The organism is Streptomyces hypolithicus, from assembly GCF_052934925.1.
On record NZ_CM128811.1, the window covers coordinates 3,681,706 to 3,697,228 of the forward strand.

The 15,523-nt window shown below is 68.5% G+C and carries 10 protein-coding genes and 1 pseudogene; 3 read left to right on the forward strand and 8 right to left on the reverse strand.

Translation table 11 applies throughout. The features are described 5' to 3' along the window. Window positions 1–60 precede the first annotated feature (60 nt). Window positions 61–4,644, reverse strand: a complete 4,584-nt coding sequence (locus tag ACU6WZ_RS17420; protein ID WP_447028968.1) for a HAMP domain-containing protein — start codon at window positions 4,642–4,644, stop codon at window positions 61–63. 296 nt (window positions 4,645–4,940) lie between these two features. On the opposite strand from ACU6WZ_RS17420, the gene ACU6WZ_RS17425 reads away from it, so the two are divergent. Continuing rightward, on the forward strand, window positions 4,941–5,810 hold the full coding sequence (locus ACU6WZ_RS17425) for a Bax inhibitor-1/YccA family protein (RefSeq protein ID WP_447028969.1): 870 nt from the start codon (window positions 4,941–4,943) through the stop codon (window positions 5,808–5,810). A gap of 131 nt (window positions 5,811–5,941) precedes the next feature. Here ACU6WZ_RS17425 and ACU6WZ_RS17430 read toward each other — a convergent pair whose 3' ends face one another. After that, window positions 5,942–6,172 (reverse strand): DUF4287 domain-containing protein, encoded by a 231-nt coding sequence (locus tag ACU6WZ_RS17430; protein ID WP_447028970.1) that lies wholly within the window; start codon window positions 6,170–6,172, stop codon window positions 5,942–5,944. 100 nt (window positions 6,173–6,272) lie between these two features. Between ACU6WZ_RS17430 and ACU6WZ_RS17435 the strand changes: the two genes are divergently transcribed. Beyond that, complete coding sequence (locus ACU6WZ_RS17435) at window positions 6,273–6,608, forward strand: hypothetical protein (RefSeq protein WP_447028971.1); 336 nt, start codon at window positions 6,273–6,275, stop codon at window positions 6,606–6,608. Window positions 6,609–6,634: 26 nt separating this feature from the next. Here the strand turns inward: ACU6WZ_RS17435 and ACU6WZ_RS17440 are convergent, their stop codons facing one another. The 3 genes from ACU6WZ_RS17440 to ACU6WZ_RS17450 form a co-directional block, all read right to left on the reverse strand. Next, window positions 6,635–7,525, reverse strand: coding sequence for a hypothetical protein (locus ACU6WZ_RS17440; RefSeq protein WP_447034093.1), 891 nt, complete (start codon window positions 7,523–7,525; stop codon window positions 6,635–6,637). 279 nt (window positions 7,526–7,804) lie between these two features. After that, a complete protein-coding gene (locus ACU6WZ_RS17445) occupies window positions 7,805–9,025 on the reverse strand; it encodes an acetyl-CoA C-acetyltransferase (RefSeq protein WP_447028972.1) in 1,221 nt (406 codons plus the stop codon). Window positions 9,026–9,342: 317 nt separating this feature from the next. Next, window positions 9,343–10,344 carry an SGNH/GDSL hydrolase family protein gene (locus ACU6WZ_RS17450; protein ID WP_447034095.1) on the reverse strand — a complete coding sequence of 334 codons (1,002 nt, stop codon included), beginning with the start codon at window positions 10,342–10,344 and terminating at the stop codon, window positions 9,343–9,345. A gap of 166 nt (window positions 10,345–10,510) precedes the next feature. Here ACU6WZ_RS17450 and ACU6WZ_RS17455 point away from each other — a divergent pair, with 166 nt between their 5' ends. After that, window positions 10,511–11,908 carry a cystathionine beta-synthase gene (locus ACU6WZ_RS17455; protein ID WP_447028973.1) on the forward strand — a complete coding sequence of 466 codons (1,398 nt, stop codon included), beginning with the start codon at window positions 10,511–10,513 and terminating at the stop codon, window positions 11,906–11,908. Between the two features lie 329 nt (window positions 11,909–12,237). Here ACU6WZ_RS17455 and ACU6WZ_RS17460 read toward each other — a convergent pair. The 3 genes and pseudogenes from ACU6WZ_RS17460 to ACU6WZ_RS17470 all read right to left on the reverse strand — a co-directional run. After that, window positions 12,238–12,429 (reverse strand): annotated as a pseudogene (locus ACU6WZ_RS17460) (hypothetical protein); the annotation flags it as partial. A gap of 107 nt (window positions 12,430–12,536) precedes the next feature. Continuing rightward, entirely contained in the window at window positions 12,537–14,318 is a 1,782-nt protein-coding gene (locus tag ACU6WZ_RS17465) for a reverse transcriptase/maturase family protein (RefSeq protein ID WP_447028974.1), read from the reverse strand. Window positions 14,319–14,776: 458 nt separating this feature from the next. Beyond that, complete coding sequence (locus ACU6WZ_RS17470) at window positions 14,777–15,496, reverse strand: IS5 family transposase (RefSeq protein ID WP_447028975.1); 720 nt, start codon at window positions 15,494–15,496, stop codon at window positions 14,777–14,779. Window positions 15,497–15,523: the final 27 nt, after the last annotated feature.

Sequence of the window (15,523 nt, forward strand, 5' to 3'; positions counted from 1 at the left end):
CCTTCGCGGGACGGGCGGTGCGCGGACGCGCTGGACGAGGCCGGTGGCGGCGGCTGCCGGTCACACGTTCAGCCAGCGTCCGATGCGGGCCATGAGGTCGTCGGCGTCCACCGGTTTGGCCACGTAGTCGCTGGCTCCGGAGTCGAGACTCTTCTCCCGGTCTCCCGGCATCGCCTTGGCTGTGACGGCGATGATGGGCAGCTCCGCGTGGGCCTGCATGCGCCGGATCTCCGACGTGGCCGTGTAGCCGTCCATCTCCGGCATCATCACGTCCATGAGGATCAGGTCGATCTCGGGGTGCGCGGCCAGCGTCTCGACGCTCCGCAGGCCGTTCTCGGCGTGCAGGACGTGGATGCCGTGCAGTTCCAGGATGCCGCTGAGGGCGTAGAGGTTACGGGCGTCGTCGTCGACGACCAGCACCGTACGGCCCGCCAGCGCGAGGTCGGGGCGCCGCGGAGCGGGCTGTCTGGCTTCCTCCGGCCGTACCAGCGGCAGTACGTCGCCCGGCTGCTCGGCGGACAGGTGCAGGGCGATGCGTTCGCGCAGCTCGTCCAGGCTGGAGAGCAGTTCCAGCGGTTTGGAGTCGGCGCGGGCCTGCAGTGCCTGCTCGTCGGCCGGGTTCATGCGCCGGTTGTTGTGCGCCAGCACGGGCACCGTGTGCAGGCCCGCGTCACCGTCCATGGCGTCGAGGAAGTTCAGCGCCTCACCGTCGGGCATGTCCAGGTCGAGTACGACACAGTGGCAGGGCTCCGCTGCGAGAGCGGCGGCGGCGCCGCGCGCTCCGACGGCGTTGACGACCTCCACGGCGTCGCGCGGATCGGCCAGGTCCCGGCTTCCGGCGAGGTCGGCCACCGCGCTCTCGGCGACCAGGGACAGCAGCCCCCGGTTGCGCTCCTCGATCACCAGCAGCCGTCGCTTCTGCTGCGGCAGCGCCGGGACCGCGGCCGGTGCCCGGCGGGCGGCGGTTTCGGCGGACTCGAGCCGCGCTCCACCGGGCTCCGCGCTCTGGGCGTCCGCGGCGAACTCCTCGTAACCGGGGCGCGTCACCGGCAGGTACAGGGTGAAGGTGCTGCCCTGGCCGGGGATGCTTTCGGCGGTCACGGAGCCGCCGAGCAAGTAGGCGATCTCCCGGCTGATGGACAGGCCGAGCCCGGTGCCTCCGTACTTGCGGCTCGTGGTGCCGTCCGCCTGCTGGAAGGCCCCGAACACGGATTCCAGCTGCTCCTTGGCGATGCCGATCCCGGTGTCCTTGACGCGGAAGGCCACCGCGGGCCCGGCCCTGCGCGCCGTCTCGGGCAGCTCGTTCTCGGTCGCCGGTTCGATCCGCAGCTCGACACTGCCGCGTTCGGTGAACTTGACGGCGTTCGACAGCAGGTTGCGCAGCACCTGGCGCAGCCGTGAGTCGTCGGTGAGCAGGTCGACGGTCACACCGGGAGCCGTGCTGATGCTGAAGTCCAGGCTCTTCTGGGTGGTCATCGGCCGGAACGTGGCCTCGACGTAGTCCAGGAGCCTGCGCAGCGAGACCCTCTCCGGGTTGATGTCCATCTTGCCCGCTTCGACCTTCGACAGGTCGAGGATGTCGTTGATCAGCTGAAGCAGGTCGGACCCGGCCGAGTGGATGATCCCCGCGTACTCCACCTGCTTCGGTGTGAGGTTACGGCTGGGGTTCTGCGCCAGCAGCTGGGCGAGGATGAGCAGGCTGTTGAGCGGCGTGCGCAGCTCATGGCTCATGTTGGCGAGGAACTCCGACTTGTACTTCGAGGCGAGGGACAGCTGCTGGGCGCGGTCCTCCAGCTCCTGCCTGGCCTGCTCGATCTCCAGGTTCTTCGTCTCGATGTCGCGGTTCTGGGAGGCCAGCAGTGCGGCCTTCTCCTCCAGTTCCGCGTTCGACTTCTGCAGCTCCTCCTGCTGGACCTGGAGTTCCTCCGAGCGGGCCTGGAGTTCGGCGGCCAGTCGCTGGGACTCGCCGAGCAGTTCGTCGGTACGGGCGTTGGCGACGATGGTGTTGACGTTGACGCCCACCGTTTCCATGAGCTGCCCGAGGAAGTCCTGATGGACCTGCGTGAAGCTGGTGAACGAGGCCAGCTCGATGACGCCGAGCACCTGGTCCTCGACCACGATGGGGAGCACCATCAGACTGCCCGGCGCGCTCTGGCCGAGCCCGGAGGACAGCGTGACGTAGTCGCCCGGCACCCCGTCGGCGGCGATGGTCCGGCGGCTGCGCGCGGCCTGGCCCACCAGTGACTCGCCGAGCTGGAAACGAGCGGCTTCCGCGCTGCCGGCGGGGCGGCCGTAGAAGCCGATCGGCCGCAGCTCCGTGCCCCGGTCACTTTCATCGGTGAGGTAGAAGGCGCCGTACTGGGCGGACACCAGAGGAGTCAGCTCGTCCATGATGAGTTCGGCCACCACCGACAGGTCGCGATGGCCCTGCATCAGACCGGAAATCTTGGCCAGGTTCGACTTCAGCCAGTCCTGGTCCTGGTTGGTCCTGGTCGTCTCACGCAGGGACTCCACCATCGAGTTGATGTTGTCCTTGAGCTCGGCGACCTCGCCGGACGCGTCCACCGTGATGGACCGGGTCAGGTCGCCCTCCGCCACCGCGCTGGTGACCTCGGCGATCGCCCGGACCTGCCGGGTCAGGTTGCCGGCCAGCTCATTGACGTTCTCCGTGAGCCGCTTCCAGGTGCCCGAGACACCTTCGACCTCGGCCTGGCCCCCGAGCCGGCCCTCGCTGCCGACCTCCCGGGCCACGCGGGTGACCTCGGCGGCGAACGAGGAGAGCTGGGCGACCATCGTGTTGATGGTGGTCTTGAGTTCGAGGATCTCCCCGCGGGCGTCCACGTCGATCTTCTTGGAGAGATCACCGTTGGCGACGGCCGTGGTGACCTGGGCGATGTTGCGGACCTGCCCGGTCAGGTTGTTCGCCATCGAGTTGACGTTGTCGGTCAGGTCCTTCCACGTGCCGGCGACGTTCGGGACGCGGGCCTGGCCGCCGAGGCGCCCTTCCGTACCGACTTCCCGGGCCACGCGGGTGACCTCGTCCGCGAAGGCGGAGAGGGTGTCGACCATGGTGTTGATCACGCCGGCGAGCGCGGCCACTTCGCCCTCGGCCTCGACGGTGATCTTCTGCGACAGGTCGCCCTTGGCGACGGCGGTGGCCACCTGGGCGATCGACCGGACCTGCCCCGTCAGGTTGGAGGCCATGACGTTCACGTTGTCGGTGAGGTCCTTCCAGGTGCCCGAGACGCCGCGTACGGTCGCCTGGCCTCCCAGGTTGCCCTCGGTGCCCACTTCGCGGGCCACGCGGGTGACCTCGTCGGCGAACGCGGAGAGCTGGTCGACCATCGTGTTGATGGTCTCCTTCAGCTCCAGGATCTCCCCGCGCGCGTCCACCCGGATCTTCTGGGAGAGGTCGCCCTGCGCCACGGCGGTGGTGACCTGGGCGATGGAGCGCACCTGCGCCGTGAGGTTGTCGCCCATGACGTTGACGGACTCGGTGAGGTCCTTCCACGTACCGGAGACGCCCTTGACGTCGGCCTGACCGCCGAGCCGCCCCTCGGTACCGACTTCCCGGGCCACCCGGGTGACTTCGTCGGCGAAGGAGGAGAGCTGGTCGACCATCGTGTTGATGGTGTTCTTGAGTTCGAGGATCTCGCCGCGGGCGTCCACGGTGATCTTCTGCGAGAGGTCGCCCTTGGCGACCGCGGTGGCCACCTGGGCGATCGACCGGACCTGCGCGGTGAGGTTGCCGGCCATGAAGTTGACCGAGTCGGTCAGGTCCCGCCAGGTACCGGAGACGCCCTTGACGTCGGCCTGACCGCCCAGCCGTCCCTCGGTGCCCACATCGCGCGCCATGCGGGTGACTTCGTCGGCGAAGGAGGAGAGCTGGTCGACCATCGTGTTGATGGTGTTCTTGAGTTCGAGGATCTCGCCGCGGGCGTCCACAGTGATCTTCTGGGAGAGGTCGCCCTTGGCGACCGCGGTGGTGACCTGGGCGATGTTGCGCACCTGGTCGGTGAGGTTGCCGGCCATGAAGTTGACCGAGTCGGTCAGGTCCCGCCATACCCCGCCGACGCCCGGCACCTCCGCCTGGCCGCCGAGCCGGCCCTCGCTCCCGACCTCGCGCGCCACCCTGGTGACCTCGGCGGCGAACGACGACAGCTGGTCGACCATCGTGTTGACGGTGTTCTTCAGCTCCAGGATCTCGCCGCGCGCGTCCACGTCGATCTGCTGCGACAGGTCGCCCTTGGCCACGGCCGTGGCCACCTGGGCGATGTCACGGACCTGGGTGGTGAGGTTCCCCGCCATCGCGTTCACCGAGTCGGTGAGATCCGCCCAGGTGCCGGATACGCCGGGCACCTCCGCCTGGCCGCCCAGCGTCCCTTCCGTACCCACTTCGCGGGCCACCCGGGTCACCTCGGAGGTGAACAGTGAGAGCTGGTCGACCATGCCGTTGAAGACGGTGGCGATCTCTCCGAGCAGGCCGTCGGCCTCGTCCGGCAGCCGGGTGCCGAAATCACCGTCACGGACCGCCGTCAGCCCCGCCAGCAGCTGGCGCAGCTCCGGCTCGCCGACCTTGCCGACGCCTCGCGAACCCCTGCCGCGCGTGGCGGGGCGCGAGTTCTCGACGCTTGTGCCGGTCATGTCCATCCTCGTTCCGATCAAGTGAAACCGAGGCGCGAAGCCTCTTGAAACCCTGAACCATTGCCTTACGGCAAATTCGACAAAGGTTAGCTCAGGGAGCGCCACGCCGGGAAGGCGCGAATTGTGACCCTGAGCACGAGCCGGAACCCTCGCGCGAGCGTGAGCCGCGGGGCCGGTCCTTGGCGTACCGTCGGCGTCAAGGTCGAGGAAAGATCCTCCCCTGGCACTAGGGTGTTCCTTTTGCTTTCCCATTACCCTTGACGCAAGGCCGCGCAGGGTGGCCATGGAGGAGTGAGATGAGGAGCAGCAACCCGGTCTTCTCGCGACGGGGCTTCAGCCGCGACAACGGCACCGCGGGCTTCAACGCGGCGCCGCAGGCCGGGGGCCCCGCCGTCGGTACGACGCAGGGCAACCCGTACGCCCAGGGCGCCCCGAACCCGTACGCGACCAACCCGTACGCCCAGCAGGACACGCAGTACGGCGCCCCGCAGGCGCCCGCACGCGGCAATGTGATGACGATGGACGACGTCGTCGCGCGGACGGGCATCACGCTCGGCCTCGTGGTCGCCGGCGCCACCGTCGCCTGGGTGATGAACGTCGGCCTCGGCCTGGCCATCGGCGCCGCTCTCGTGGCCCTGGTGCTCGCCCTGGTCCAGTCCTTCAAGCAGAAGCCCGTCCCCGCGCTGATCCTGGCGTACGCGGCCTTCGAAGGCATCTTCCTCGGCGCCCTCAGTAATTTCGTGGACACCAAGGTGTCGTCGGGTGCCCCCATGCAGGCGGTGCTGGGCACGATGGCGGTCTTCGTCACCATGCTCTTCCTGTACAAGACCCGGATCATCCGCGTCACCCAGCGCTTCACGCGCTACCTGATGATCGCCGCGATCAGCTTCATGGTGCTCACCGCCGTGAACCTGCTGTTCATGGTCTTCGGCGGCGGGGACGGCCTCGGCTTCCGCAGCGGCACCATGGGCATCATCTTCGGTCTCGTCGGCGTCCTGCTCGGTTCGCTCTTCCTCGCCCTGGACTTCAAGCAGGTCGAGGACGGTGTCGCCTACGGCGCTCCGCGCGAGGAGTCCTGGATGGCCGCCTTCGGCCTCACCATGACTCTGGTGTGGATCTACCTCGAGATGCTGAGGCTGGTCTCCATCCTCAGCGGGAACGACTAGTGGCCTAGGCTCCTGGTCGCGCAGCCGCGCGCTGACGCGGCGAAGGGCCCGTCCGGCCATCCGCCGGGCGGGCCCTTCCGCGTGTCGGGAGCGTGGCCAGGCCCGCTCTTGCGGGCGGGGCGGCACCTCCTCTACAGCAGGCGCCGGGCGGCGCGCCTCAGGTCGTGCTCGTGGATGATCGCCTTCGCGTGCCCGTAGGCGAGGTTGTGTTCGGTCCTGAGCCAGCTCACCTTCTCGTCGAAGCGGAAGAGGGCGGGCCCGTCGTCCACGGCGCGGAGCCAGTCGGAGATTTCACGACCGGTGCATTGAGGGATGCGGGAGAGCAGATTTCGGTGGGTCTCTTCGGAGAAGACTTGGGACATTCGGCGCCTCCGGACGCTTCGCGCGAGTGCTCCTTCACGTCACCGTGCCTGAGTGTTCGCGTGTTGGCAACAGTGCCGGGAGGGCGCGTAGGGTCGCGGCGTGCTCGATACAACGCCCCTTACGGCCGCCGTGGACCGATTCGCCGACCGGCTGCGCGCCGCCCCGCAGAGCCGCCTGCAACGCGGCGCGGCCGCCGAAGGGCTCGCGCTGGCCAGGGAGTTGGCCCTGCGCGCGCAGCGCGTCGAGGAGCCAGGGGCCGAACCGCGGGTCATGCCGGACGCGGGCGTGTTCGTGGTCGCCAATCAACTCTGCGTAGCGGGACATGATTTGGCGCTCGCGCTCGCAGGCCCACAGGAAGCGGCCCCGTCCGCCGCGACCGGGCGGGACGAGGCCGTGCGTCTGGTGAACGCCGCCGCGGGGCGGGCGCAGCTCTAGCGCGTTTCAGGGGTGCGGCGCGACGGTCAGACCGACGCGATGACGCGGTCCGCGAGAATGTAGACGCTGTCCTCGCCGCAGGCGAACGTCAGGGCGTACGCGCCCGAGATGCCCGAGCCGCCCAGCAGGACCGGTGCCAGGCCGTCGCGCAGGGACGCGGCGAGGCGTTCGGCGGTCTCGCGGTGGCCGGGGGTCATGCACAGCGTCGTACCGTCGGTGAAGACGTACACGTCGAGGGTGCCGAGCGGCCCCGGGCGCACGTCGGTGAGCGCGGTACGGGACGCCGCGAGCTCTTCGAGGCGGGTCACGGTGCGCTCGTGGTCCGTGACGACCGGTGTCTGCACCGGTACGAAGTCGGGGTGCGAGGGGTGGCGGCGACGGGCGGCGGCCAGCTCGGGGGAGTCCTCGGGGAACATGTCGGCCGGCGCCGACTCCTCCGCGCAGCCGAGTGAGTCGCCGCGGCCGACGGAATCGAGCGAGTCCAGGCCCTCCAGGGCCCCCTCGAACGCTTCGGCGTTGTCGAGCGCGTCGAGCGCGTCGTACGCATCGAACGACTCAAGGCCCGCGAAGTCGGCCTGGCGCGGCACGAAGAACGCCGGTCCCTCGTCGCTCAGGCCGGGCAGGCCGCCCAGCAGCGAAGGGGCGTCGGCCGCGTCACGGGCCTCCTGCGCCGCCCAGAAGGCGCGCGCCTCGGCCAGCTCGCGCTCCCGCTCCTCGGCGAGCGCTTCGGCCACCGCGGTCCGTATCCCGTCCGCGTCGGCGGCACGGGTCTGCTGGGGGACGGCGGCTCCGGGGCGGCCGGTAGCGGCCGCTGCCGTCAGCTCGGCACGCAGGGCCGTGACCTGCTTGCGGAGTCCGTGGACTGCGTGCAGGGCAGCGGCGCCCACGGCCGTGGTCAGCAACAGGGCAAGAGACATGGCGCTCACTGACTTACTCCCGGTTTCATCGATCCCCCGACTTCCTACATCAGCTTGTCCTGAGCCTGCGCCATCTGTCAGTGCATTACGTCACGAACCGGACAGGTCTTTGGGCCCGGCGTTGGGTAGGTAACCGGCGCTGACCTGCGGATATGGCTCTCCCCCAGGAGATACATCACATCCTGGGGGAGATTGGGTCACGAACTGGGCGCGACGGGGGCGCACGGACCCTTCGCAGCGGGGCGTGGCCGGGGGAGCGCGCAGGGTCAGCGCGCAGGGTCAGCTCAGGCGCTCCACGACCATCGCCATGCCCTGGCCGCCGCCGACGCACATCGTCTCCAGGCCGAACTGCTTGTCGTGGAACTGGAGGCTGTTGATCAGCGTGCCGGTGATGCGCGCGCCGGTCATGCCGAAGGGGTGCCCGACGGCGATGGCGCCACCGTTGACGTTCAGCTTGTCCAGGTCCAGGCCGAGGTCCTGGTAGGACGGGATGACCTGGGCGGCGAAGGCCTCGTTGATCTCGGCGAGGTCGATGTCGCCGATGCTCAGCCCGGCGCGCTGGAGCGCCTGCTTGCTGGCCTCCACCGGGCCGTACCCCATGATCTCGGGCGACAGGCCGGAGACACCGGTCGACACGATCCGCGCCAGCGGCGTCAGGCCCAGCTCGCGCGCCTTGGTGTCGCTCATGATGACGAGGGCGGCGGCGCCGTCGTTGAGCGCGCAGCAGTTTCCGGCGGTGACGCGGCCGTCGGTGCGGAAGACCGGCTTGAGGCCCTGCACGCCCTCCAGGGTGACGCCGGCGCGGGGGCCGTCGTCCCGCGACACGACGGTCCCGTCGGGGGTCGTCACGGGGGTGATCTCGCGCTCCCAGAAACCGTTCTTGACGGCCTGCTCCGCGAGGTTCTGCGACCGTACGCCGAACTCGTCCATCTCGGCGCGGCTGATGCCCTTGAGGCGGGCCAGGTTCTCGGCGGTCTGCCCCATCGCGATGTACGCGTCGGGGACGAGCCCGTCCGCACGCGGGTCGTGCCAGTCGGCGCCCTCGCTCGCAGCGACTTCGGCGGTACGGGCCTCCGCGTCCGCGAACAGCGGGTTGTGCGTGTCGGGCATCCCGTCCGAGCTGCCCTTGACCTGGCGGGAGACCATCTCGACCCCGGCGGAGATGAAGACGTCGCCCTCACCGGCCTTGATGGCGTGCAGCGCCATGCGGGAGGTCTGGAGGGAAGAGGAGCAGTACCGGGTGACGGTGCAGCCCGGCAGGTGGTCCATCCCCATCTGTACGGCGACGATGCGCCCCAGGTTGTGCCCCTGCTCCCCGCCGGGCAGACCGCAGCCGAGCATCAGGTCGTCGATGTCGCGGGGGTCGAGCTCGGGAACCTTGGCGAGGGCGGCCTGCACGATGGTGGCGGTCAGGTCGTCGGGCCGCAGATCCTTGAGCGAGCCCTTGAAGGCGCGACCGATGGGGGAGCGGGCGGTGGAAACGATCACGGCTTCAGGCATGACGGCTCCATGAGACTGGGAGGCAGGGCTGACTGGGAAGTTACCCGTACGTAAGGCCGGGGTCACCCAGGACGCGATGTGATGCGCCCCTCTTTTCTAAGCGCCCGCTCAGCCACCCGGCCCGCACGCAGCCGGCCGGAGGGGCTGAATTCTCCAGCCCGTCCGGCGATCGAGACGGCGATCGGGGTCCGGGGCGAAGGGCCGGGGTCCGCGATCGAGACGCCGATCGGGGTCCGGGGTCCGGGGCGAAGGGTCGGGGTCCCGGGCGGGGGATCCGTGCGGCGGGCCGGGGTCCCAGGTGGAGCCCCCGGGTCCCCTCAAGCCCGCCGCACCTCCGGATGCACCGCCGGCTCCTCCGCCGGCGTCGGCAGCCGCCGCCGGCGACGGTGCTTGAGCAGGGCCCACGGCGCCCGCGCCCCGGACACCTCCGTGCCGGCCGCGGACGCCGCCTCCGCCGCCGCCTTCGCGACCGGCAGCATCCCCTCGTCGCGCGAAGCGTCCAGCCGGTCCGACTCCGGCCACAGACCCAGCGCCGCACACAGCGTCGGCAGCACCGCCATCGCCGCCGTCGCGTACCCCTCCGCCGACGGGTGGTAGTTGTCCGGCCCGAACAGCTCCCTGGGGTTCGCCAGGAACTCCGGCCCCAGCAGGTCGCCCAGCGACACCGTGCGCCCGCCCTGCTCCACCGTGCCGATCGTCTGCGCCGCCGCGAGCTGCCGCGAGACCCGCCGGGCCAGCCACCGCAGCGGCTGGTAGACCGGTTCGAGCGTGCCCAGGTCGGGGCAGGTCCCGACCACCACCTCCGCCCCGGCCGTCCGCAGGCGCCGTACCGCGGAAGCGAGGCACCGCACCGACTGGGTGGCCGGCATCCGGTGCGTCACGTCGTTCGCACCGATCATGATCACGCATACGTCGGGCAGCCCCGCCCGGTCCACCAGCAGCGCGGTGACCTGCCGCTCCAGGTCGTCCGACCGCGCCCCCGGCTGCGCCACATTGCGCAGCGCCACCGGCCGCTCCGCCACCGCCGCCAGCCCCGACGCGAGCAGCGCCCCGGGCGTCTGCCCCGCCCGGCGTACGCCCTGCCCGGCCGCCGTGGAATCGCCGAGCATGCCGAGCCGCAGCGGGGGCTCCATCGCAAGCCCCGCCAGCGGCATGCCGTACAGCCCGTCCGCCGGTGGCGGCACCGGCGCCCCGCCCCCGCCGCCCACCGACCGCTTCGCCAGCTGCACCTCGGCCAGGAAGATCCCCACCGTCGCCGCACCGACCAGGCCGATGCCACCGCCTCCGTACGCCGCGCCCGCGGCGATCCGCCGTGCCACCCTTGCTCTCGACACAGTCGCAGCCACCTCCTCGAAGCCTCAGGCGCTCCTTCTCATGTGCTTACTGCCCGGTAGTGGGCTCTGTTCAATCTCCCCCAGAGGTGAACGCACCGTCGCCGGGCCCTTTACGCTGGGTCGCACCATCACGGAGACCCCGGAGCGCACCGTGCAATTTCACGACTCGATGATCACCCTCGTCGGCAACACCCCGCTTGTGAGGCTGGGCAGCGTGACGGCCGGCATCCAGGCGACAGTCCTGGCCAAGGTCGAATACTTCAACCCAGGCGGATCCGTGAAGGACCGGATCGCCCTGCGCATGATCGAGGCGGCGGAGGAGAGCGGCGCTCTCAAGCCCGGCGGCACCATCGTCGAGCCGACGTCCGGCAACACCGGAGTCGGCCTGGCCATCGTGGCGCAGCAGAAGGGCTACAAGTGCATCTTCGTCTGCCCGGACAAGGTGTCCACGGACAAGATCAATGTGATGCGGGCGTACGGCGCCGAGGTCGTCGTCTGCCCCACGGCCGTCGACCCCGAGCACCCCGACTCGTACTACAACGTCTCCGACCGCCTGGTCACCGAGACGCCGGGCGCCTGGAAGCCCGACCAGTACAGCAACCCGAACAACCCGCGTTCGCACTACGAGACCACCGGCCCCGAGCTGTGGACGCAGACGGACGGGAAGATCACCCACTTCGTCGCGGGCGTGGGCACGGGCGGCACGATCTCCGGAACCGGCCGCTACCTCAAGGAGGTCAGCGACGGCAAGGTGCAGATCATCGGCGCGGACCCGGAGGGCTCGGTGTACTCGGGCGGCTCGGGACGGCCGTACCTCGTCGAGGGCGTCGGTGAGGACTTCTGGCCTTCGGCGTACGACGCGACCGTCACGGACGAGATCGTCGCCGTCTCCGACAAGGACTCGTTCCAGATGACCCGCCGCCTCGCCAAGGAGGAGGGCCTGCTGGTCGGCGGCTCCTGCGGCATGGCGGTCGTCGCCGCGCTGCGCGTTGCGGAGCGGCTCGGCCCGGACGACGTGGTGGTCGTACTGCTGCCGGACAGCGGGCGGGGCTACCTCTCGAAGATCTTCAACGACGAATGGCTGGCCTCGTACGGCTTCCTCGACGAGGGCGAGAAGACATCGCGGGTCGCCGACGTACTGAAGTACAAGGAAGGCGGCGTCATCCCCCACCTGGTGCACATGCACCCGGAGGAGACCGTCGGCGAGGCCATCGAGGTGTTGCGCGAGTACGGCGTCTCGCAGATGCCCATCGTGAAGCCGGGCGCTGGCCACCCGGACGTCATGGCCGCCGAAGTCATCGGCTCGGTCGTCGAACGCGAGCTGCTGGACGCCCTGTTCGCGCAGCGCGCCCAGCTCGGCGACGCGCTGGACAAGCACATGAGCGCGCCGCTGCCGCAGGTCGGCTCCGGGGAGCCGGTCGAGGACCTGATGGCGGTGCTGGGCAGCAAGGGCCAGCACGACGCGGCCATCGTGCTGGTCGAGGGCAAGCCGACGGGCGTGGTGAGCCGTCAGGACCTGCTGGCTTTCCTGGCGAAGCCGGCGCAGTAACGGGAGGTCCAAGCCGCGCCTTCGCGAAAGTGGTACGAGCGCGACACGTTCACGCAGCACCGGCTTAACACGCGTCCGCCACTGTGGTTGTTGTCGGCGTCACGGACAACCGGAGCGGCTCCCGGACCTCCATGGACGCCTGGACGCGAGGCCGGTCCTGACCCGGCCCGCGCCCCTCGCGAGGACCGCCGTCGTCCCGCCCCCCGGGCAACCGGGGGTGCGGCGGTCCTCGCGGAATCTTTTCGACGGCTCCAAGGCGGCCCCGACAGCCTGAGCCCCTGCCCCCGGATCAACGGGGCAGGGGCTCAGGCTGTCGGGTGGCCGGTTGATTACGCTGCGATGAGGTCCTCGGCGGTCTTGGCTCGGGCGGTCTTGCGGTGGGGTTCGTGGCTCCACCGGGAGGACTGCCCGGCGAGGCGGACGAGCATCAGGCGGATCATCGCCACCTTGATCATGGCCTCGGAGGTTGCGGTCAGTCGTTCGTAGTCCCGGGCCAGCCGGCGGTTTCGGACCAGCCAGCCGGATGGGTGGGCCGCGCAACGAGGTGCCCGTCGAGACGGGTCCTTTTCCGCGCGGCCTCCCGCCGAACCGGACATGACGGTTTCCCTGTCATCCGGCTCTCCAGTGATTACTGCGTGAGTGGTTTGACAGGCCGTTCTGCATGGATTCGGTCATGGCAAGTGTCGCAAGCCACAACCGTTTTGCGACGCCGTTGAAGCATGACGCGCGCCCAGTCAGAGGGCTGCCATCCGGCATGTGCGAGGTCGGCGAGCGCTCGGACATGGTGCACTTGCACATTGCCCTTACTTCCACAGATCTCGCACGTATCCGCCAGAAGTCTCGCGATGAGCTCCCTCTGCGGATAGTCCACTCGGACCGGCTCACGATCGGCGAGTTCCGCCGTCCGCTGACGTTGGAGTGGAATGCCACCGAACCGTGCAACCAGTGGTTTCCTGTTCTCTCGTTCGATGCGGGCCTCGAAAGCAACACGCGGCCCGTTCGGTGTCTCCAAGATGGTCTTGTGTTTCGCTGCCATCTTCGACACCGTTGAACGGTGCTTGCCAGCAAGGGTTTTGAGCATGGAGGTCTCCATGACCCATTGCAGACGATGCAGTCGGTATACATCACCGGCCAACAGGTAGTACTGGACAATTCCCCGGTAGACGGTTCCGAAGGTAGCGACAATTGCGTGGTCGTCGCTGTTCATCAGAGCCGGTTGCTTCGCGGGTTTTCCGTGAGCAAGGTAGGGGGAACATTTGGCCTTGATCACATCCAGCGGGACACGTAGCGCAATCTGTCCGTTGACCACACGGCGGCCGCGGGTGATTTTGCTGCTGTTCTGCTGGGTTGTGATCTCGTAGCCGAGGAACCGTGCCGCCTGGGTGCGGGCATGGGTAATCAGCGTCTTTTCCTGGGAGAGTTCCAGCTTGAGTTCTTCACGCAGGAACGTCGCCAGTCGCTGTTTGATTTCCTCGGCCTCGGCCTTCGGTCCGGTGAACCCGAGCAGGTGGTCGTCTGCGTAGCGCACATAGCGCAGCCGCCTGAATGCCGAATCGTCAGGATCGGCGCTTGGCAGGCTGTGCATCTGCTGACGCAGTCGGCGGGCCTCGACCCGATCACCGCGTCGGCGTGCTTTCGCCAACAGATTGGCCACCGCGAGATATTGCGGGTTACGAGCCCGGCGCTCTCCTCGGGTGTGTTCCGGAACCAGAACTCTCTCAACGAACTCGTCCAACTGGTGCAGGTAGATGTTGGACAGAACCGGGGAGGTCACTCCGCCTTGCGGTGCTCCGGAGAGCGTGGCTCCCCACCTCCAGTCCTCTACGTATCCGGCCGTCAGCATGTTCCGCACCAGCCGCAGGAACCGGTTGTCTCGGATCTTCTCCCCAAGAATCGAGAGCAGGACCTCATGGTCCAGACTTCCGAAGCAGTCGGCGATATCACCCTCGACAAACCAAGAGGTTCCGGTCCAGGTGTGAGCCACCTCGCGCAAGGCAGTGTGGCATCCCTTCCGGGGCCGGAACCCGTGGGAGTGGCCGGAGAACGTCGGCTCGTAATACGCTTCCAGCAGGAGGCGTACGACTTCGCCGACAAGTTTGTCCGACCACGTCGGCAATCCCAGTGGCCGCATTTTCCCATTCTTCTTGGGAATATTTACGCGTCGCACTGGACGGAATCGGTAACGCTCGTGGCGCATTGCATCAGTGATGCGTCCGATCTTCCGCTGGGACATGCCATCCACTGTTTCCTTCGTGACTCCGGGTGTCATCGCACCGTGGTTGGCGTAGATGCGCCCGTAAGCCAGTAGATACAACTGCGGGTTGAACATCTGTCGATACAGTTCGTCACACGGCAGGCCACGCCGGCCGCGCTCACGCAGGACACCCAGCACCGTTTCGGCGCTCTGCATTTCGCATACCTCCCGAGTCTCGGTGTCCGAATCACCTGGCCCCCTTCGCCCAATGCGGACGGCTTTCCCGTCCTCCTTGGCCGGTCGTTACTCCGGCGACTACTACGGGGCCTCCGTCGCCGTAGGACTCGCGTCCCGTAGGCGATCCCACGTTCGTCTCTGTCTGTACGTTCTAGCGCGACTTAGGCGTCCCATTCATCTCCTTGAATGCCCTCGCTGGGCATCGCTCCGTGCTCCGGAAGTGCACCGGGCAAGTATCGAACCCAGGGCAGAGCGCGGCGCCGGTTTCAGCCGTCTTTCCGGCGGATGGGAACTTGCATCTTCTGGAGATTGGGCTTCAAACAATCCAGTCTTCGCCATATCGCGCGGGCCGCCCAGCACACCGTCTCTGACAACTGAGCCCGGTCACTGGTTTTCTGACATGCTGTTGTCCCCTTCACCTTTCGGATCCAGGTAAGTCATTCGGCCCAGAAACCTCCTTCCGAGTTCCTCCCGGTTGAACCGGGGATACAAACAGAGCGCCTCGTGGCGCACAAACTTCGCTCTACGACCCAGCGGCGGGGCAGGACCTTGAAGCCCTTGACGTCGTCGGTCCGCTTCACGATCTCGACCACGATGCCCAACGCGTCCCGGGCCCATGAAAGCAGTGTGGAATCAACGGAGTTGGCGTATCCGCCATCGGCCCAGACCAGGCTGTTGGTGCGGAACGCCTTCGCGAGGCGGTCCAGGACGATGCGGCCTCCCGCCCGGTCCTGCACGGACGCGGAGGTGACCGCGACGACGAGCAGCAGGCCCATCGTGTCCACGATCACGTGCCTCTTGCGCCCTGTCGTTCGCTTGCCCGCATCGAACCCGCGGGCTTCGCCGCCCTCGCTGGTCTTGATCGACTGGGCGTCGATCACGGCGGCCGACGGCTCGGGATCGCGCCCGGCCCCGATCCGGACCTGGCGGCGGAGCTCGTCGTGGATGCGGTCCCAGGTGCCGTCCCGACGCCACTTGGCGAACCAGCGGTGCGCGGCATCCCAGGGCATCAAGTCGTGCGGGAGCATCCGCCACTGGCAGCCGGACCGCAGCACGTAGAAGATCGAGTCCAGCACCAGCCGGTCCCCGTACCTGCGTATCCCACCGCCTTTTCGCTGGTCAGGTACAGGAAGCAGGGGTTTGACGATGGCCCACATCGCATCGGTGAGACTGGACGGATAGCA

Bases quoted from the DNA above. Each gene is read 5' to 3' on its own strand.
- ACU6WZ_RS17465 (WP_447028974.1), bottom strand. From the start codon at position 14,318: ATGCAGAGCGCCGAAACGGTGCTGGGTGTCCTGCGTGAGCGCGGCCGG.
- ACU6WZ_RS17470 (WP_447028975.1), bottom strand. From the start codon at position 15,496: ATGTGGGCCATCGTCAAACCCCTGCTTCCTGTACCTGACCAGCGAAAA.
- ACU6WZ_RS17425 (WP_447028969.1), top strand. From the start codon at position 4,941: ATGAGGAGCAGCAACCCGGTCTTCTCGCGACGGGGCTTCAGCCGCGAC.
- ACU6WZ_RS17420 (WP_447028968.1), bottom strand. From the start codon at position 4,644: ATGACCGGCACAAGCGTCGAGAACTCGCGCCCCGCCACGCGCGGCAGG.
- ACU6WZ_RS17430 (WP_447028970.1), bottom strand. From the start codon at position 6,172: ATGTCCCAAGTCTTCTCCGAAGAGACCCACCGAAATCTGCTCTCCCGC.
- ACU6WZ_RS17440 (WP_447034093.1), bottom strand. From the start codon at position 7,525: ATGTCTCTTGCCCTGTTGCTGACCACGGCCGTGGGCGCCGCTGCCCTG.
- ACU6WZ_RS17445 (WP_447028972.1), bottom strand. From the start codon at position 9,025: ATGCCTGAAGCCGTGATCGTTTCCACCGCCCGCTCCCCCATCGGTCGC.